Annotated in this window: 16 protein-coding genes and 1 other annotated feature; of the genes, 1 reads left to right on the top strand and 15 read right to left on the bottom strand. The window is 42.9% G+C overall.

Annotation, left to right across the window (positions count from 1 at the left end; genetic code table 11):
- Positions 1–139 precede the first annotated feature (139 nt).
- From NYE72_RS09725 to NYE72_RS09655, 15 genes are all read right to left on the bottom strand, one after another.
- Positions 140–1186 carry a bile acid:sodium symporter family protein gene (locus tag NYE72_RS09725; protein ID WP_235219427.1) on the bottom strand — a complete coding sequence of 349 codons (1047 nt, stop codon included), beginning with the start codon at positions 1184–1186 and terminating at the stop codon, positions 140–142.
- 121 nt (positions 1187–1307) lie between these two features.
- The gene (locus NYE72_RS09720) at positions 1308–2261 is read right to left on the bottom strand and encodes a radical SAM protein (RefSeq protein WP_076140905.1); all 954 of its coding nucleotides are present in this window, start codon (positions 2259–2261) and stop codon (positions 1308–1310) included.
- Positions 2262–2809: 548 nt separating this feature from the next.
- On the bottom strand, positions 2810–3730 hold the full coding sequence (locus NYE72_RS09715; protein ID WP_076140904.1) for an AraC family transcriptional regulator: 921 nt from the start codon (positions 3728–3730) through the stop codon (positions 2810–2812).
- A gap of 44 nt (positions 3731–3774) precedes the next feature.
- Entirely contained in the window at positions 3775–4581 is an 807-nt protein-coding gene (locus tag NYE72_RS09710; RefSeq protein ID WP_076098475.1) for a class I SAM-dependent methyltransferase, read from the bottom strand.
- A 62-nt stretch (positions 4582–4643) separates the two neighbouring features.
- Positions 4644–4875: a binding site (T-box leader), on the bottom strand.
- A 62-nt stretch (positions 4876–4937) separates the two neighbouring features.
- Complete coding sequence (locus tag NYE72_RS09705) at positions 4938–6191, bottom strand: stalk domain-containing protein (protein WP_036679335.1); 1254 nt, start codon at positions 6189–6191, stop codon at positions 4938–4940.
- 156 nt (positions 6192–6347) lie between these two features.
- A complete protein-coding gene (locus NYE72_RS09700) occupies positions 6348–7298 on the bottom strand; it encodes a nucleoside hydrolase (RefSeq protein WP_076107484.1) in 951 nt (316 codons plus the stop codon).
- Between the two features lie 63 nt (positions 7299–7361).
- Complete coding sequence (locus NYE72_RS09695) at positions 7362–7652, bottom strand: hypothetical protein (RefSeq protein ID WP_036679330.1); 291 nt, start codon at positions 7650–7652, stop codon at positions 7362–7364.
- Between the two features lie 118 nt (positions 7653–7770).
- Positions 7771–8952, bottom strand: a complete 1182-nt coding sequence (locus tag NYE72_RS09690; protein ID WP_339211743.1) for a MalY/PatB family protein — start codon at positions 8950–8952, stop codon at positions 7771–7773.
- Positions 8953–9173: 221 nt separating this feature from the next.
- The gene (locus tag NYE72_RS09685) at positions 9174–10331 is read right to left on the bottom strand and encodes a collagen-like protein (protein ID WP_339212062.1); all 1158 of its coding nucleotides are present in this window, start codon (positions 10329–10331) and stop codon (positions 9174–9176) included.
- 283 nt (positions 10332–10614) lie between these two features.
- Positions 10615–11268 carry a deoxynucleoside kinase gene (locus tag NYE72_RS09680; protein WP_036679320.1) on the bottom strand — a complete coding sequence of 218 codons (654 nt, stop codon included), beginning with the start codon at positions 11266–11268 and terminating at the stop codon, positions 10615–10617.
- Positions 11265–11888, bottom strand: a complete 624-nt coding sequence (locus NYE72_RS09675; RefSeq protein ID WP_036679318.1) for a deoxynucleoside kinase — start codon at positions 11886–11888, stop codon at positions 11265–11267. The genes NYE72_RS09680 and NYE72_RS09675 overlap by 4 nt, the downstream gene beginning before the upstream one ends.
- A gap of 495 nt (positions 11889–12383) precedes the next feature.
- Positions 12384–13520: a carboxynorspermidine decarboxylase gene (gene nspC / locus NYE72_RS09670; RefSeq protein ID WP_076143347.1), complete on the bottom strand. Its 1137-nt coding sequence runs from the start codon at positions 13518–13520 to the stop codon at positions 12384–12386.
- Between the two features lie 10 nt (positions 13521–13530).
- On the bottom strand, positions 13531–14730 hold the full coding sequence (locus NYE72_RS09665) for a saccharopine dehydrogenase family protein (protein WP_036679313.1): 1200 nt from the start codon (positions 14728–14730) through the stop codon (positions 13531–13533).
- Between the two features lie 657 nt (positions 14731–15387).
- Complete coding sequence (locus tag NYE72_RS09660) at positions 15388–16878, bottom strand: stalk domain-containing protein (RefSeq protein ID WP_076107489.1); 1491 nt, start codon at positions 16876–16878, stop codon at positions 15388–15390.
- A 42-nt stretch (positions 16879–16920) separates the two neighbouring features.
- A complete protein-coding gene (locus NYE72_RS09655) occupies positions 16921–17892 on the bottom strand; it encodes a DUF4830 domain-containing protein (protein ID WP_076107491.1) in 972 nt (323 codons plus the stop codon).
- Positions 17893–18196: 304 nt separating this feature from the next.
- Between NYE72_RS09655 and NYE72_RS09650 the strand changes: the two genes are divergently transcribed.
- Positions 18197–20074 (top strand): LTA synthase family protein, encoded by a 1878-nt coding sequence (locus tag NYE72_RS09650; protein ID WP_076107493.1) that lies wholly within the window; start codon positions 18197–18199, stop codon positions 20072–20074.
- The last annotated feature ends 42 nt before the right edge of the window (positions 20075–20116 follow it).

The following is a 20116-nucleotide window of genomic DNA, read 5'->3' as shown; positions in this document are numbered from 1 at the left end:
ACAATTACTATCGGGTGGCAAAGTTGAATAGTGAATATAAATCGCGCAAAAATAAGAAATATATCATAAAATGTCGAAAATTTTCATGTAAATGAATAAAATATCACAGCTTTTAGGTCATATATCCTTCACAAACCGGCTAACAAGACCTATCATCTGTCCTAGAAGAAGCAGAGGGTTCTATCTGAGAGGCAGTATTCACTTGCATTAATGCACCCTCACTTAACAGTCGTTTAGTTCTACTACGTAAAAATAGACCAGACATCGCAGCGAGTATTTGTTGGAACAACATCCCCGAAATTACTGGAAGCGCGACAGCAGGAGGAAAATATTTCACTGCTAATACAGCTCCCGCACTTAAATTCCGCATACCCGAATTAAACTGCACCGCCACGGAATCTTCATAACTAAAGCGGAAACGGCGTGACACCAAAGCTCCGATTACATAGCCAAGCACAACGGTTATGAAGGTCACTCCAATTATGATCGCTAATTTGCCATCCGGATGTTTCAGATAACGGGCAATACTGGCCCCATTAATAGAAACAACTATAAACAATCCGACTTTAACAAACGGAGCAAGCGGCGGTCCACATACCGTATTGACTTTCCCTTTTGTCCATTGATTCAGCAGCATCCCAACTACAGAAGGAATGACTACCATCCATAGCAGCCCTTTCATCATATCAGCTAGCTGAATTTCCACACTCGCTCCCATCAGCAAATATAAGGTACCCGGGACAACAATTGGCGACAAGAGCGTATCAATCAGAATAAGGGCTAATGTCAATGCAATATTTCCTCCGTACATCGACACCCATACCACACTTACAACACCTGTAGGAATCGCGAACAGCAATACATAACCAGTCACTGTATATGGATCTCCCGGAAAAAAAGCCATGGCTGCAAGCCAGCCGATCAGCGGCATTACAATATGTAAAATTACCATTAGAATAATCAGCTTCTGGGGTTTCAGAAGTACCCCTAGCAGGTCCTTTAGGTTGGACTTCAAGCTACCGATCAGCGTCATTACAGCGAAAATCCAGGGCACGAGACCTGTGAACGGCAGCAGTCTGCTTTCGTTAAGCACACCGACCACGATGGCTGTGGGTGTTAATAACGGCATAATCTTTTCTAGAACAACATTAGATTTGATAAGTCCATTTCTTATATTAGCAAACACTTGGCAGTACACCTTATGTATGAAGCTCATACATTCCTTATCTGTGTTTTTTATTAAGTCTACCATAAAAAAATAGGAACCAATTCTTAAATTGGTCCCTCGAAGTAATCTATATAGAGTGTTAAACTTCTAAGCCTTGTGGAAACAATGCATCCAGCGCTGGGCAAGGTTGCTTATCCAAAAACTGTGCCAATGGCGCTGGCATATTATTGTATAAATCTTTTAGTGAAGTTCCTTGATAAATGTTGCCGATAATCACCGGATGGCAAAGCTCTGAAATCAAAATGTCGCCATTTCCATGCAAATGAAGCTGCTTCTTCCCCTCTATACAGTGAGGAAAATACACACCCGGCTGCTCTTCGAACCCAAGGGCGTCCATAAAGCGGTCCATGCAGGTGAAATACAGAATCGTATCTTCTTTCTTCCGTGCGATCAGCTCACTCACTGCATTCTTTAATTGTTCCCGCGCAGCTATCGACTTCCACCCTGTATGATCCATGATAATACTGTTCTGAATTTCATGTGTGCGCACGCCCATTGCGTAGACATGATCGCTGATCTCCTTCATATTATCCTGGGTTTCACTGAACAGCAGCGTCTCCAGCACAGTATCTACACTTGTTGCGGCGAACAGGGTAATATTTTCTCTTATTTTCTCATAAATGCTTGGATGAATATTATAATATTTTGAGAAAGCTTCCGCATTAGTAAAATTGAAGGAAATATGTATGGTCGTTAATCCTGCGGAAACCAATTGGCCAATTCGTTCAGCATTTAAAAGACTGCCGTTGGAATTCAGTTGTGTCTGAATCCCTCTGGATGCGCAGTAGGTTACAATCTCCACACAGTCATCGAACTTCAGCGTCACTTCTCCACCTGATAAACGTACTCTTTTAAGGCCTGGAAGTTCGTCCAGAATGCGGATGACCTCTTTGGCTTTGATGCTTTGTCCATCATTTCTATTATATGCACAGCAATAATCGCAGCGGAAATTACAGTTCGAAGTTACCCCTATTTCTAACCCTTCCAGCTCATAAGTAAGCGGTTTGTCGAGCTCTAATGCTTTATATCTCATACTCTAAAGTCCTCCTGAAAAATAATGAATTTAGTTCAAAAGTTCAACCTTAGAGATTATATAGGTTTATAGCTTAGGTTAATGTGAGTTTTATAACATTCGAGTGTACGGTTTGATTAACGAATACTGATCTGCCGCTGCTTATTTCCAGATTTCTATGATCTCACTTGATAAACGAGTCCATTGAACAACACTCAAATTTTCACCATAATCGTAGTCGGAAGCGCATGCGTAATCACTTTCAGATACGCGTAGTAACCTGTAACGGACTCCAGTGCACCTATTGACCGAAAAAACGCCCAATAAGTGCCTTTTGCAATGAATAGCGTCAGCGGAGTCCGAAATCATGTTTTGATAGCTGATAACATACAAATAACGTCATCCGAGTCCGGAAGCCTCGTGGAGTGATGGATAAACCGATACGCATTCAGGCATATATGTTACAGGTTATCTTCAAACTGGTGAAACCTATAAAACCTGGGGTTATGGGCTTTACTACCATTTCGTCCATCGAGAATGGAACTGTAATCGAGTAGTAGAGTTTGTTTTTAATGTCCACCGACACTTTTTATAGGGATATAAAGATCAACTTTTGCTTTACCTTCAGGGTCTGTATATGGATCATTCATACAAAATTCGAGCGCATACCGATCATCCGGTTCATAATCACTATTAGGTAGCCATTGACCGTACACACTTTGATAGGCAATAGCCAATTTGTCGATCGTATCATAAAACGGATATAAGGCATAAAGACCACCAGATAAAGTTTTGAACTCTACGCTCGAATCACCCTCTTTAACAAACTCTTCTGGAATGGTTATGCAGGCATCATATCTACAAGAGTATTCGTCAGTCACGCTGGGATCATCTAAAGAAATACCAATGAAGTATTCTGTTGACGGTAAATCATTTTTCTCAACCCACTTGCTGAGTGTTCCCCATGCCTTATACGTTTCAAGATAGCTGCCAACATGCCTTACGTATGCCACTTGATAACTTGGAAGTTCTTTTACCTCAATGTTCATTTCCCATACTCTCCTTAAAAAATTATTTATGTTGATACTCCCATCATAATTTTTAGAAGGAGACAATTCTTCCTGATTATTGCTGGAAATTAACTGATAATTGCTATGTTCTTGCATTGACCTTCTCATCTCGCTTGGGGTTGCCTTAAACAGTTTCCTAAAGGATGAATTAAAACTTGAGATGGAACTAAAACCGCATAGAATTGAGATATCTAGCATGGTTTTATTGGTTGTTTCAAGATAGGTAACCGCGTGATATAGACGTCTTTCCGTCAGATAGGTCATTGGTGTTTTATTTGTAATTGCAGAAAAAACTCTAGAAAAATGATACTTAGAAAAATTAGAAACTTCAGCTAGCGTTTCTAGATTTATCTCTTGATCTAAGTTGTCCTCGATAAAATGAAGAACCGTCTGAATACGCACCCTGTAATCATTGTTCACTAGACCTACCTCAATCCCGTGATGATAAAATGATTTTTCCTTATTTATTTTCTTCGCCCTATATACAACAGATGAGAGGAAATCCCCAAAATGGATGGATCCTTTGCTGCGTTAATGAGAAATTCAAAGAGCTCCTCATGCTCACCCCGGTCTGTCCAGTATTGTTTCTGCTCATTTGTCAGTAATGCTCCGAGGCTAGAAGAACCAATTAAATCAATGGTTCGAAATCCATTCTCCTCCATGAAAGGTTTTATATCCTCAATATTGAAGTAATAAGCTCCCGTAAACCTACCTTCATCTTTATGATTAAAAATCCCGCTATCATAAAACTCTTGTATTGAATCCATGTTGTCATTAGGCTTCCAATGTTGTGGGAACTGTAAGGATGTAAGAGTCATTCTCATCCGACTTTGAAAGGCTACAAATACGATGCCATTCTTCTTTGTCACACGAAACAATTCCTTAACTGCTAAAATCCGATCCTCTTCTTCTTGCAAATGATATAAAGGGCCTAACATCAGAGAAGCATCAAAGCTTTCGTCAGATATTCCCTCTAAACTAGTTGCATTCAGCACATGAAAACCTTTAAATTGCTCAGTTAATCCTAATTCATTAACCTTCTGCTGAGCTATTTCAACTAACTTAGGGGTAAGATCCGATAACGTTACGTTATAGCCCAGCTTCGCCAGCTCCATGGCATACTTACCGGGCCCAGCACCATTATCCAGTATAGATTGTGCGGTAGTTAAATAATGTTTTATATAATGCAGATTAATGATGAACTCCAGCGGCTCCCTATCCAATCTTCCCCACTCATCAAATTGGGAGTAATAATCAATAATATTGCCCATTACCAAAACACCCACCTTCAATTGTATTTTTTCTGTAGAGAACAGAAAAAACCTATCGCCTCCAAAGAGGCGATAGGTTTAACCTTCGCGGTACCACTCTTTTTGATCGTTGCTTATTGCTTATAATAAACAACGAATCTTAGAACCCGATTACGGAGGGTTAGCCGTTAAGATCTACTGAGGTTCGATCTTACCGCTCATGGGTGAGTTGGGGAACCTACTCCGCTGTCTTGCACCAACCGGCAGCTCTCTGGGCAGTAGTTATTCCTTAATACTCCCAATCATTACGTTTATTCCGTATTGTATTTTGACCTAGTATATATTTAGAAATTATTCCCTGTCAATACAAATTCCACTTACAGCTCTACTGACTTCCCCATTTCGTTCCAGACAGGCTGTCCGATCAGACCTAAACGCCAGATCGCAATTCCTTTAAGGCCATAACGTTTAGCAAGTCCTACCTTCGAATTCACTGAAGATTCGTTTTCGCTATACACAGAGATCCCGAGGATCAGCTTATCCTTACTCACTTGCTGAAGCGCAAGCCGGATGCCTTCATCAACTAAACTCATCGGCTCTGGAACTTTTTTCTCTTGTAAATAATCGTACGCCATAATGACCAAATCATCTGCAAGTGTTCCTAAAGTTTTGTAATCATATCCTTTATAAGAACTATTTAATGGATGAAGAATAACGGTAAGTTTAAGTCCTGCTGCATGTGCTTTTTGTGATAGGTTTTTCACAAAAGCATTGTAATCTGCTTGCACCTTCGCCTTATCACCTGTTAGACCTAGGCCCTCCAGATCCAGGGTAATGCCTTGGAATCCTTTTTGCGTTGCAAGATCTACGATTCCAGTAATCGTCTGTTCTTGAAGCTGCTTATCTTCCAGGTTCTTAGTTAACTCTGATGCGGTATCTCCAGAGAAGACCATCAGATAAGGAGCTGTTCCACCTGCCGCTGCATTCGTGACAATCGATTCTGGTGTTACGTCACCAGCCGCCTGAGGCCATTTGAAATCAGTCCCCGTTGTGGTGAATTGCCCGCTTTTATCAATCCCACTCCAACCAAAGGCCACAGCATCAAAATTAGGAAGTAAGGAAATCTCACTATAAGAACTCAGAGCATAGAAACCAAGAGTGTACAGCTCAGTCTTCGGCGAAGTAATAGATACGGTCTTCGTAGATTGATTCCAAGCTACACCCGCACCAAACTGCTGGCCGAAGAAGCTAAGGGGAATCATCGTTGTATCCCGGATCGTCTGCGGAGCAACTCCTAACTTCACAACCGCGCCGTTAACACCTGCATTTTTGCTGCCAAGGGTCAGGGTTACCACTTTGGTCCCTGCAGTATCTGTTTTGGTAGCCGTAATTTTCTTCTGCGCCTGATTCCACTCGACATTAATTCCCAAAGCTTCAGATATAGCTCGGAATGGCACCATCGTTGTTCCGCTCATCACAACAGGTTCTACTGGAAAGGGTAGTGGATAACCATCCAGCACAATACTAACTCCACCAGCTGTGGCTGCCTGTGTGGTATTGTGGAATAAAGCCGTGGTGCCTCCTAGCGAAATAGCCAAACATAATACTAATTTACCGATTCGCTTGTTCATGAATGATAAGTCTCCCTCTTCTATGATATGAAGTCTAATCTTGTAAACTCTTATATGTCCTCTACCATTTTACCAAAGATTATCCAATTGTAAAATTAATAGATTGTCATCTATGAGCTTCGAAATTATTTTTCATATTAGAAGAGGTCGGCAAAATTACATAAACACGTTCAAAAAGGTTCCCACTGCTCGTTCAACATCTACATCCACTGCAACTTGTATGGGTTTACCTACTTTTGGCTGAGCCCGCAAGTCCGCTACGACCATTCCCGATGTAAACTCACCTTTGTGCTCCACACGAACATTCATCTCTTTGTAGGTTACTAGATCTGGTTGCAGCGCAACCATAAGTGCGAGTGGATCATGCAGCGGTGCGCTGTTGATCAAAAAGTTCGCTTCACGATAGAAATTAAAATAATGAGTAAGCGATTGTTCCATGAACGAAATGATCGCTTTATTTTCTTCACGTCCAAAACGGTTTAATAAATCGATATGCTCTTGGGTAATCCGCGTCTTAAGCGTAACGTCTAGACCCACCATCATAACAGGAAGCCCAGATGTAAATACATGATCAGCAGCTTCCGGATCCCCAGCAATATTCGCTTCCGCAACCGGTGTTCTATTGCCGGGATTGAAGATCGTACCGCCCATCACCACTACTTTTTTCAAAGTATTCTTAATACCAGGGTCCATATCAAGCGCCATAGAAAGGTTAGTTAGATGTGCCAGTGTGACTAATACAATCTCTCCGGGATTCTCATTAGCCATCCGAACAATAAACTCAGATGCAGTTTCGCTAATGGGACGCTGGCTGGATGGAGCAATTTCCACATTACCAATACCGTTCTCACCATGCACATGAGTGGCGTAGCCTGAGTGCTCACGAACAAGTGCCTTGGATGCTCCGATCGCTACAGGAATCTCATAACCAGGCTTAGCAAGCTCAATTAGCCGCAGTGAATTGTCCGCCGCCTTTTCGACATCAATATTCCCAAAAACGGTTGTAATTCCTTCTACAATTACGTTTGGAGCGCGTAAGGCATATAGAATCGCCAGTGCATCGTCAATACCTGTGTCTGCATCAATAATAATTCGTGTTTTACTCATTTATGTTCTCTCCCATTATGCTTTTTTCATAAAAGTTATCATATCACGGCCAACGAGGGTCGCTCAATTCTTATTCAATTCCTGTTCTTTAAAGGCTTCAATAAACCGCTCGGGATCACACTCTATCAAATAAGCATACACACCCTTACTCGTGTGCAGATAGAACATGCCGCCCATATCCCCCATTGAACGATAAGACATATCGAAAATATCTTTTAGCGGGAATTCCCGATGACGAGTTACAATTCTATCTTGATATAAATACATTAGCCGATTGGAAGCAACACTTCGTTGTTCTCCATCCCTAATTTCTCGTTGTATCTTATAATACGGAAGCTGGGCTACCCATTTCATTTGCAGTCCTCCTGCTTGTCGTAATGGACTCCATTTTATTATTCTTTTTACCCTATTGCAAAATAAAGAAGCTTAACGACCCCATTAGCGGAATCATCAAGCTTCAGTAAATCACCGTTTATTTCTTTGTATAAGCTGCGGCTGCCTTGCAAAAGCGTTCCAATGCCTCAACTAACGTAGATCTCGGACAAGCCAGATTGATCCGCAGATGGCCTTTGCCCTCTGTTCCAAAAACAGAACCTTCATTAAACGCAACTTTAGCCTCTTTGTGCATCAGCTGCTTCAGACCGTCTATTTCCAAGTTCAGTTCGCGGCAATCTACCCATAACAGGTAGGTTCCTTGCGGCTGCATCACATGAACCTGTGGTAAATGCTCCGCCAAATAGCTGACCGTATAGTCCACATTATCTGATACATATTGTAACAGCTCATCCAGCCATTCTTCTCCGTCGTTGTAAGCGGCTTGTACCGCTCCTTGCGCGAAGAAACTAGCCATATGTAAGCTCAAGGCTTTCATTTTTTGATCAAATTTGCGTTTCAATTCCGGATTCGAGGACACGATAAAAGAGGATTGAAGCCCCGGAAGATTGAAGGTTTTGGTCGCAGCAAGTGTGGTTAACGTAATATTGGCAATTTCCTCAGACAAGGATGCAAAAGGAATATGCTCATACCCTGGAAGCGCCAAATCGCAATGGATCTCATCAGAGATAACTGTAACTCCGTGACGCAAGCACAGTTCACCGAGCTTCAACAGCTCTTCTCTCTCCCATACTCTACCGCCTGGATTATGCGGACTGCATAACAGCAGCAGCTTCGCTCCACCCAACATCAGCCCTTCCAACTGCTCATAATCCATCTCAAAGCGCCCATTACGGACGATAAGCGGATTCTTGGCAACCTTCCGGTCATTCATCTGTATGACATCATAAAAGGGATAATAAACTGGCGATTGTAAAATTACCTCGTCCCCAGGCTCAGTAAACAGTTCAACAGAGAGGCTTAAGGAAGTTACAATTCCGGGAGAATCTGAAATCCACTCCGGTTTGATCTGCCAATCATGCCGTCTTTTAAACCATGACGTGATGGCTTCTTTATAAGTATCACTAGGTACACTGTAACCGTAAACTCCTTGTTCTGCGCGGCGCAGAATGGCTTCCTTCACTGCGGGAGGACTTTCAAAATCCATGTCTGCCACCCAAAGCGGCATAATATCCTTCTCACCAAACAACTTCTCGGATTGGTCCCATTTGTAAGAGCTAGTATTACGGCGGTCAATTACGCGATCGAAATCATACTTCAACTAAAGTCACCTCATCCTTATAAACTTATCTTTTATTGTATCATGAGGAAACCGATATGGCATCTTAAGATAGAATCAAAAGAATTCACATAAATAGATGATTAATTCCAAGTCGTTAGACGATAGAAAAACAATAGAATATTAATAGTAAATACTCTGAATAAAGAGGAGGACCTTCGTTCGTCCTCCTCTTTACAATATTTTATACGAAATACACCTAGTTACGCTAATTGTGTAATAACGAGATGCGCTGAAACAGATCTTGTTCCTCCAGCGAGAGGAGTAATAGTAAGTGCAGTAGAGTTACCGGCAGGATTCCGAACGGTCAGGATGGTGTTAATGACCGTTGTTTGCACTATAGCCATTTCTACGATTTGTGATGTACCTGTTGCGCGTCCAACTACGGTATAGGCGAGATCCGCACCATTAAGAGTCAAGATTAGTTGTCCCGCTTCGGTTACACTAACCTGAAACAACACCTGATAAGTCCCTATTGCCGCTAAATTAAAAGAACTAGGACCTGTTCGTGCAATTGTCGTCCCGCTGGTAGGTCCGTTTTGAGGAAAACTTACGTCTGTGCCCGGTGCTACAGTTGCTGCATTATCAGGAGGCATTAGGGCAAAAAAATCAGCAAAACCTAATACGCCTCCTGTTGCTCCGGTCGCCCCCGTTGCTCCTGCTGCTCCCGGTGCTCCGGTTGCGCCCGCGGCTCCTGCTGCCCCCGGCGCTCCTGCTGCTCCCGGTGCTCCGGTTGCTCCCGCGGCTCCTGCTACCCCCGGCGCTCCTGCTGCTCCCGGTGCTCCTGGTGCTCCCGGTGCTCCTGTTGCTCCGGTTGCTCCCGGTGCTCCTGGTGCTCCCGGCGCTCCCGGCGCTCCCGGCGCTCCGGTTGCTCCTACAAAACCTTGGGGTCCTATAGCTCCTGCAGGACCCGGTAAACCTTGCGATCCCTGAGGACCTACAACTCCTTGGGCACCCGGCACACCTTGTGCACCCTGAGGACCAACGGGTCCCGCTACACCCTGTGGACCAATCGCTCCCGCTGGCCCAGGTTCACCTTGAGGTCCTTGGGGTCCCGGAGGTCCGCCGGCGGGTCCTGGAGGTCCTTCAGCTCCTTGGAGTCCTCGTGCTCCTTGAGCTCCGGGAACGCCTTGCGTCCCTTGTATTCCTTGGAGTCCTTGTGCTCCTTGCGGCCCTTGTGGTCCTGTAGCACCAACGACTGTCGGAGTAGTTACATTCACTTCTGGTGGAGGACAGGTGACTTTTACAATCTTCTTAATAACTTTTCGACGATGATCTTTTCTTTTTCTTTTCGAAGGAAATACAGTGGCGACTTTTTTCTTATGACACTTTTTATCGTCTGGACAACTCAATGCGTACACCTCCATATAAATATAGTTCAGTGTACGCATCTTACTAATTTTAGACATGGACCAATAACTAGTTTCTATTAGACTGGAACCTATTTTCATAAAAAAGGGCTAATAAAGTAGGAGGTGGCCCTTAAGTACATTACAATGTCCACACCATTTTTATTTACTTTTCGTATTTTATGATTAGGACAACTGACACTTCCCTATTAGGCCCAAATCATAGATTTGGGTCTTTTTTATGAGCACATAAAAAAACAACCCCCAAACCACGGGAGCTGCTAATCATCAACTATTATATTTTATCAACAGGCTTACGAATGGTGTTGCCTACCTTCGTGAGAATATCCGCCATTGATGCCGAGTCATTTACGTCATAATCATCAATGTTCAGACGAAGCACTGGGCAAGCTGTAAACTCATTGATCCATTTCGAATATCTGCCATGCATATGCTCCCAGTAGGATACGTCCGTTTGAATTTCCATCTCGCGGCCGCGTTCATTAATTCGCGCTAAAATAGAAGGAAGACTGCCTTCAATATAAATCAGCACATCAGGGTGCGGGAAATAGGGTGTCATGACCATGGCTTCATACAAGCTTGTATAGGTTTCATAGTCTGTCTTGGACATCGTGCCTTGATCCGCATGCATTTTAGCAAAAATACCAGTGTCCTCATAAATCGAGCGATCTTGAACAAAACCACCGCCCATTTCGAACATTTTCTTCTGTTCTTTAAAACGTTCGGCTAGGAAATAAATCTGTAGATGAAAACTCCATCTCTCAAAATCATGATAGAACTTTTCAAGATAAGGATTATGATCAACTTGCTCCAGCGAGGTTTGAAAATCTAACCTTTTAGCCAAAGCACCTGTTAAAGTGGATTTCCCCACCCCCACGGTTCCTGCCACGGTAATTATGGCGTTAGCTGGGATGTTATATGGATTCATTTCATTAGCTCCTTTATGTGAGAGGCAATTTCGACGAAGTGTTCTGGGTTCTCCACGAAATCGACTGCATTTCCATCTATGGTAATAATAACGGTAGACGGCTCTTGAATCGCTAGAGAGCCCATCGCATCATCATAATCTTCTATCAATTGCTGCAAATACGCAGTATCCATATCCCCTTCAAAAGGGCGTCCGCGTTTGGCGATTCTTTTTAACAAGGTATCGAGATCTGCTTTTATATAGAGAATAATATTTGGCTTCGGCAGGTCATCCGTCAGCACATGATAGATTTGTCGATACTTTTCTCGTTTCGTTCCCTTCAGCGTTCGTTCCCCAAAGATAAGGTTCTTATAAATATGATAATCCGAGATCACCGGTTTACCTTTATCTATGTACTGAGTTACTGTATCTTCAAGCTGCTTGTACCGATTACAGAGAAAAAACATCTCCAGTTGAAAGCTCCAGTCATCCATGTTCTGATAAAATTTAGCCAGAAACGGATTCTCATCCACAATCTCCTTAATAATCGGTAAGTTTAATTCCTCTGCAAGCATCGAAGCTAATGTTGTTTTTCCAGCCCCGATCGGGCCTTCCACTGCAATAAACGGTGCATGTTCCATTGATGCTGACTTCCTCCTCAGATACGGACCCTTCAATAACTAATTTTAAAAAACAGACTAAATTATTGTATCACATGAGACCTTACTTGTGAGCGGCTAATTATGAAGAAACTTTTCCAGTAATACAAGTGTCCAACTGTAAGATAAACGCATATATAAGAGAGTTATTCCTCTGAAAAATCGGTTCGACATCTATCTTCTCCCCACGAGGATGAATCGGACCGAGGAGACTCTATTTCCGAAAAATCGGCTGTTTCAGCATACAATCGGACTCAGTTGCAGCTATTCTACCAAATGCGGCCTAATAATAGTCACTATCCGACCAATAAGAGCTATACAGTCCATAACCTTAGCTAAATGAGCTAATAAACAACAATAGTTGCCATACGGTCCTTTAGGATCACTCCTCTTTTCCTAGATGTCATCGCGCATTCAAAGGACTGGAACCATAGCAAAAAAGGTGTCCCTGAAGGGACACCTTTTTAGATCATTCTATTAAGATAAACGTCCGCTGAAATCTTCGAAAGCGAACTGTTTGATTACTTTAATTCCCTCTTCGTCATTGTAGCTGACGATAGCTGGCAGATTCACGCCGTTAAACATATGGTTCTTCACCATAGAATAATGCGCCATATCTAGGAATACGAGTCTATCGCCGTATTTCAAAGGCTCCTTGAAGGAATAATCTCCAATAACATCTCCGGCTAGGCAAGTCATTCCACCTAATCTGTACGTATAAGGATATTCCCCAGGTTGTCCAGCATCGATAATGTTCGGACGGTATGGCATAGCCAGTACATCTGGCATGTGGCATTCAGCCGAAGTATCAAGAATCGCAATGTCCATACCGTTATGCATAACATCCAGAACGGTAGCTACCAAATATCCAGTATTAAGCGCAACGGCCTCACCTGGCTCCAGATAGATTTCCACACCGTAAGTCTCTTTCATATGCAGAATGCAGCGGACAAGGGTCTCCAGATCATAATCGGGACGTGTAATATGATGACCGCCACCAAAATTAAGCCATTTCATCCCTTTGAGATAAGGTCCGAACTTCTCTTCGACTACCTTGAGCGTACGCTCCAGTGTGTCTGAATTTTGTTCGCACATGGTATGGAAATGTAATCCATCAACTCCCTCAAGCTCTTCAGGTCTAAAGTTAGGGAGAGTTACTCCCATTCTGGAATAATTGTAGCATGGATCATACAGCGGAACTTCGATCTCGGAATACTCCGGATTCACCCGAATGCCGCAGCTGATATGCTTCGGTGCATTTTTCACACGATCCTTGAATCGATTCCACTGGTCAAAAGAATTGAACACAATGTGATCCGAGTATTCAAGAAGCTCATCGAATTCACTTTCCACATAAGCTGGTGCGTAGACATGAACCTCTTTGCCCATTTTTTCATAGCCAAGTCTGGCTTCGAATAAGGAGCTGGAAGTTACGCCATGCAAGTACTTGCCAACTAGCGGATACAAGGAGTGCATTGAGAAGCCTTTTTGCGCGAGCAAAATCTTAGCTCCTGTACGTTCTTGTACAGAATTCATAATCTCAAGATTGCGGGTAAGCAATCTTTCATCTACAAGGTAACATGGTGACGGGACAACGCTGATATCAATATCCATCAATCGCGCCTTAGTCTAGCAGCGTTGGCGAGAAATCTTCTTGCCAAGGCAGACCATGTTTATTCAAAGCTTCCATGAATGGATCTGGATCGAACTCTTCTACGTTGTACACGCCTGGTTTCTTCCAGATTCCTTTTATAATTAACATTGCTCCGATCATTGCAGGAACGCCTGTAGTATAGGAAATGGCTTGGGAGCCAACCTCTGCATAACATTCTTCATGATCGCAAACGTTGTATACATAATAAGTTTTTGGCTTACCGTCTTTAGTACCTTGGATGATACATCCAATGTTAGTTTTACCTTTTGTTCTTGGTCCCAGGGAAGCCGGGTCAGGCAACATTGCCTTCAAGAATTGCAAAGGAACGATCTCTTTGCCTTCGTACATGATAGGCTCGATAGAAGTCATACCCACATTCTCAAGCACTTTCAAGTGAGTCAGGTAGTTCTGCGAGAAAGTCATCCAGAAACGGATCTTTTTCACGCCCTTGATATTAACAGCCAAGGATTCCAACTCTTCATGGTACAAAAGATAAATATCTTTAGGTCCGATTTCCGGAAGATCGTAAACTTTCTTCTCAGAAAGTGGTGCGGTTTCAATCCACTCGCCATTCTCGAAATAACGGCCATTAGCTGTAATTTCACGAATATTGATTTCAGGATTAAAGTTTGTAGCGAATGGATATCCATGATCGCCAGCGTTGGCGTCTACAATATCAATGGTATGGATCTCGTCAAAATAGTGTTTTTGCGCGTAAGCCGTGAACACGCCAGTTACACCTGGGTCAAATCCACTGCCGAGCAAAGCGGTAAGGCCAGCTTTCTCAAATCTTTCTTTGTAAGCCCACTGCCAGGAATATTCGAATTTCGCTGTATCTTGTGGTTCATAATTGGCAGTATCCACATAGTGCACTCCTGTTGCCAGGCACGCATCCATGATCGTCAGGTCCTGATATGGGAGAGCGACATTAATAACGACATCCGGCTCAAAGCTCTTGATCAGTTCAATGACTTCGTCCGTGTTATCTGCATCGAGCTGAGCAGTAGAAATCTTCGTGCGGCCTCCGGCTAATTTATCTTTCAGAGCGTCACATTTCGCGACAGTTCTGCTGGCAATGCAGATCTCTTCAAATACATCCGGGTTCTGGCAGCATTTATGAACAACAACACTTGCTACGCCGCCAGCGCCAATAATTAACGCTTTTCCCAAAATAAAAACCTCCTAAAATTCCATTTGCAAAATCAACAAGGCTGATTATACATAATATTTTTGAATAAATCAATAAAAACCGACAAAAAATGATGTGTTTTGTGTAAAATCTCTAAGAAATCTTGTTAATACTCTTAAATGCTCATATTTCCTCGATTATCCACGTGTATAGATCAGGTGTTTTGCTGGAACAGAGTGGATTTTCAGAAACTAGAGCAACTAGATTATTCTATCACAAGAGGGTTATACTTCATACGATTTATTTTAAAATCAATGAAAAACCTCACCATCCTTTCAACTCCGCCTAAAAACGTTCGGTTTCCACCATTCCAATCAACAGCACTGCAACAAATACAAAGAGGCCGTAATATATACTCTTACCCGTTTTTGTCGCAATATTAATCGTTGTTGCTATGCCCATCCGTTTCGCGACCAGAATTGAACGATCATTGGGATAATTATAAGTTGTCCCATTTTTCCAATATTCATCATCATCCGTATAAATAATCCTCGAAAAGATTCCCGCTTACATTCTTCAAAATCGCATACGCTTTGTTTACCGTTATTGCATTTCCCTCTAAATCTTCTGCGCTCCACGCAAAAAGCTGAACTCTCCAGAAGGAGAATTCAGCCTAAAGCTTCTAATAAATAGTCAACTTATTTATTGGAATTTATTCGAACTGCATAAGCATCTGCATCCCATTCTACCTGCGCCCCCAACATTTCGCTTATCAATCTGAGGGGTACATAAACGCTATCATTAATGAAGACCGGTTTTTGATCTGTTGCTATTACCTTTCCATTAACAGTCGTTTGTCCAGTTACCGAATTCAAGATCAGAGTTGTAGATCCCTTTACAGCGACCACAGCTCTCGATGGAACATCCCAACGAACATTAACTCCCATCTGCTCGAAGACTCCTCTTAAAGGAACATATGTCGAATTATTAATTAGTAGTGGCGGCATAGTCAGTTCCATTTCATTCCCATTCAACAATACTTGAATAGATTTCTTCACGAGCTGAGGCGTATTCACCTCGATCTCTCTGACCCCCAGACCCGTCTGCCCAAATTCATTTGCTCCCCAGGCAAGGACATGACCATCTTTTAAGAGTACATAATGATTTCTGCTCCCTTTAGAAATGGAAACTGCATTCTGAATACCCTTTGACTGTGTAACATTAATCTTGTTCTTATCGCCAACCGTCCACTGCCACACGGTCCCATCCGCCTTCACCGCGGAATCTGTTGTCAGCGAAATGACGTCTGAAAGCCCTGGAATCTGAACGGGTTTTAGAGTTTCTCCCAGATATGGATCTATGTAATTATTCCAAATCCATACTGTACCATCCCATCTCAATGCTGCCCCATAGAGCCCATAGGCTCCGTCCATATCAACCGCTCTATATTCTCCGCTTCCTTTAATAAGCGTAGGCTTTAAGATTACGCCTTTTTGCGTTCCCAGCGGTTGCTGCGATCCCCACACCCATACCTCTCCACCATTACCAAGCGCCACTGAATTATTCGATCCCGCTGCTATAGACAGGACAGAGGGTAGTCCCTTTACCTGCACCGGGGTTAGCTTGTTTTTCCGCGAATCGTCACCGAGTTCACCTTGTTCATTGCCTCCCCATGCCCAGACCGTTCCATCTTTAAGAAGAGCTAAGCTAAAGGTGCCCCCCGCAGAAACAGCTTTCACATCTGTTAGCCCTTGCACTTGAACAGGCTCTACAAGAATCTTAGAGGACTGTGTTCCAATGCCAAGTTGTCCATGCTCGTTCCCCCCTACTGCCCACACTGTTCCATCGTCCTTCAACATCAAGTTATGACGATAACCACCTGAGATTTGCTTTACATGATCGATATGCATTTTGACGGGAGTATACGCTGGTGTGGTCGCCCCATTACCAATAGAGCCGTACCCACCACCCCACGCCCAGGCTGTTCCATCCGCAGTGACGGCATACGCACTTCTGTCACCAGCGTCCAGTTGGGTGATGCCAGACAATAATTTCTTTTCTTCAGGTGAATTCACATTATCTGCTGCTGCCACTAAGGGTGAGACCATAGCCAAGCTAAGAACAGTCCCGACAACAACTCTACATATCCGCCTTACCTGCACTTTTGACATCAAACTTTGTTTAAACACTTGAGATCACTCCTTTTATTAATAAATAGATAACGCAACAACTCACGGTCCCGTTCCAAAACCTCCAATCTTCCAGCCGTTAGCGTGTTTGGTCAACACTGCGAAGCGAGTCTCCCGGCCATCTGGGGTATTGAAGACGGGATTTAGTGATTTCATATACAGATCGACCACAATATTTAACGTTGTGCGATCACCGATGTCTTTGATTTCAGAGCCAGTATCATAATCCATCACTTTATAAGAGGTAGGCTTAGCCTCAACAATACTTTCACTGAGAGCATTTTCACCACCAAAACCCGGGTTATAGAGTTGATGCTCTTGACGGTTAACCGTCAATGCAGTGAGTAAGGCATTAGGATTCAAACATGCGCGGGCGCGGGTATGATTACCCACCTGTATAGCCTGGAAAAAAGCATCCAGCAGCTCGAAATGGCCTAATGAGGCTAAATCACCATTCTCACCTTCCTTAGCAAACAAACCTTCTCTCTCCGTCCACTCCTCAAATGTATATCCTGTAATGTCGGTCAAGCTACGCTTCTTAATAGAAGGGCCGATACTTTGAATATTAAATTCCAGCCAAGCCCCAACGGTATTTCCTGATTGAACAAGCAAAACGAGATTGGAGGGATAAGAAAATTCTTTTTGTTCGCCAGAACCAGGTAAACCATCGACTAAGGAATACCGCTGTACCTCTACCGTGGCACCCTTCAGGAGGGTCAAATCCAATCCGGCATCTTTAGAGAACTCATTCGCTAATCGCCAGTAAAGTCCCACTGGATACTCCCCCAGCTTAACCTCCCAGTTCTGTGGTACCTCAACTGCAAATGTATCCGGATGGTTCTGAACTTTATAATCCAGTGTTAGCAAAAAGTCTTCGGGAACCTGTGGTACAGACGTTGAAGCTATAGAGCCAGAAGGCTCCACACCAATGGAGTTCTCCCCTTGATTACAACCTGAATTTAAGAGCACAAGAAAACAAATCGTTACCATCGTTATGAACTGCCGCTGGGTCATCTAATTCCCGCCTCTCTAATCACTCCTCTATATTTAGACTGAGGAATATTATACAAAGTTGCGGGAAACTGGAAATTATTAAAATCATTTTATACGCATAGGACCCTGTAGTTTGGGATTGGCGTTGATTTTACCTGCTTATGCGGCATAAATCGCTTGTTGCTTCACTCTAGGACTCTCGTCCACCTTTTGACACTTGATAACTTCGGGAGCATAATAAGCTTCGGCATATTGCAACGGATTTCCATGAAATACAGGTATATGCAGGACCTTGGTGTAATTGCATCAGAGAGGATGATAACGAGTGAAAAAAGATTTTGATATAAAAAACAAACCCTTCCTAGTCTTTAGCTTCGTCCTGCTGCTAAAATGCGCAGTGGCCTGGTTCGTAGTTTTTAGCGACGGTCCTAACTGGAGCATGCTGCTGACAGAGATCCCATTTTTCTTTATCGTATTTGGACTTATTGAATGGATGGCTTCCAAACGAAAATTTCTGTATTACATGATAGCCAACCTATTGATTTCAGTCATATATTTCGCCGTCCTAATGTATTACAAATATTACGGTGTAATTGCTACTTATCATGCCTTGGAACAAGCAGATAAAGTAACTAAGGTGGGAGAAAGCACATACTCGTTGCTGGACCCTTACTATTTGTTCATTTTTGTGGATATTGTAGTGTTCATGTTTTTTATGTTCCGTCCGAAATATATTGCGATCTGGAAAGAAAGAGGTATGAACCGCCGCATGAACCGGACCGCTTTGTTTGGGATCATCAGTGTTTCCTTAGCAGTTTGTGTCTTTAATGTTTGGCCGAATCATGCCAGTATGAACGAGAACAAAAAAGCGGAGAGTATGGGGATTCTTAATTACGAGGTCTATACTATTTTTGCCGATACAAGGGAAACAGAAGAAATAATCGACAGCAAAGAAATCACGCAACCATCCATTAACGAGACCAAAGGAATTACAGAGCCTGGCTCACCGAAGTACTGGGCGGCAGCTCAAGGTAAAAATCTAATCGTGGTACAAATGGAATCTTTTCAGAACTTTTTGCTGGACCTGAGCATTGACGGACAGGAAGTAACACCCAATCTAAATAAGCTTTTGAAAAGCGAACATTATTTCAATAACTTCTATACTAATGCCGGGCAAGGAACAACTTCGGATGCTGAATTTGTGGTGAATACTTCGTTGTACGTTCCTCATCACGAGGTAGCCACTTCATCCAATTATATGGATAAGGCGCTTCCGAGCCTGCCTAAGCTGATGAAAGCTAATGGATATAATACAGCAACCTTTCACACCAATAGCGTAGAATTCTGGAACCGCAAAACTCTATACAAAGTCCTAGACTTTGATAAGTATTACGATCAAGCGTTCTATGGGGATGGTGATCATATCGCATTCGGTGCTTCTGATGAGGTACTCTATGCCAAGACTGTGCCTGAATTAGTCAAAATGGATGCTAAAGATGATCCTTTTTATGCAATGGTCATTTCTATGAGTGCTCATCACCCTTATAAAATGCCAGAGTCAAAAAATAAAATGACGCTGCCTAAACGGTATGAAGGTACCCTAGTTGGCAACTATATTCTAGCTCAAAATTACGCAGATTATGCAATGGGACAATTTCTGGATCAATTAAAGTCCAGTGGTCTATGGGATGATAGCGTCATTGTCTTTTACGGGGACCATCAGGGTGTATCGCTATATTCCCTTGATGGCAACGAGAAATCGTTAATGGAAGAAATGGTCGGTCACGAATATGGTTATACCGATATGTTCAACATTCCTTTCATCGTACATGCGCCAGGGGTAGGTCAACCTACGGTATACAGCCAAACTGGCGGCCAGATCGACATTATGCCAACTGTAGCTAACCTGTTAGGGATTTCAATGAAAGATCAGCTCTACTTCGGAGAAGATCTGATGAACCAACAGACCAACATGCTCCCTGTCAGACACTTTTTGCCTACCGGCTCTTTCATTAATGACACAAGCATGTATTTGACTGGTGTCGATTACGATGATGGAGACAACTTTAATCTAATCGATGGCTCTGAAACAGAGGGCGGTTCGACAAAAGAACAATTTGACGCCGTTCAGCGGCTTCTAAATATGTCTAACAGCTACATTCAACAACTGCCGGATTTACCATCTACGGATAATGCAGAGTAACTATAAAAAGAATGCCCCTCAGCCAAATAGCTGAGGGGCATT

The organism is Paenibacillus sp. FSL L8-0333 (assembly GCF_037965665.1).
Lineage (GTDB): Bacteria > Bacillota > Bacilli > Paenibacillales > Paenibacillaceae > Paenibacillus_AQ > Paenibacillus_AQ odorifer.
The sequence above is the reverse complement of the archived record's forward strand: the minus strand, read 5'-3'. Positions and strand labels throughout refer to the sequence as shown.

What these genes read in the sequence shown, in the direction of transcription:
- NYE72_RS09720 (WP_076140905.1), bottom strand. Translation starts at nt 2,261, where the DNA reads ATGAGATATAAAGCATTAGAGCTCGACAAACCGCTTACTTATGAGCTG.
- NYE72_RS09710 (WP_076098475.1), bottom strand. Translation starts at nt 4,581, where the DNA reads ATGGGCAATATTATTGATTATTACTCCCAATTTGATGAGTGGGGAAGA.
- NYE72_RS09705 (WP_036679335.1), bottom strand. Translation starts at nt 6,191, where the DNA reads ATGAACAAGCGAATCGGTAAATTAGTATTATGTTTGGCTATTTCGCTA.
- NYE72_RS09700 (WP_076107484.1), bottom strand. Translation starts at nt 7,298, where the DNA reads ATGAGTAAAACACGAATTATTATTGATGCAGACACAGGTATTGACGAT.
- NYE72_RS09695 (WP_036679330.1), bottom strand. Translation starts at nt 7,652, where the DNA reads ATGAAATGGGTAGCCCAGCTTCCGTATTATAAGATACAACGAGAAATT.
- NYE72_RS09680 (WP_036679320.1), bottom strand. Translation starts at nt 11,268, where the DNA reads ATGAATCCATATAACATCCCAGCTAACGCCATAATTACCGTGGCAGGA.
- NYE72_RS09675 (WP_036679318.1), bottom strand. Translation starts at nt 11,888, where the DNA reads ATGGAACATGCACCGTTTATTGCAGTGGAAGGCCCGATCGGGGCTGGA.
- nspC (WP_076143347.1), bottom strand. Translation starts at nt 13,520, where the DNA reads ATGGATATTGATATCAGCGTTGTCCCGTCACCATGTTACCTTGTAGAT.
- NYE72_RS09655 (WP_076107491.1), bottom strand. Translation starts at nt 17,892, where the DNA reads ATGACCCAGCGGCAGTTCATAACGATGGTAACGATTTGTTTTCTTGTG.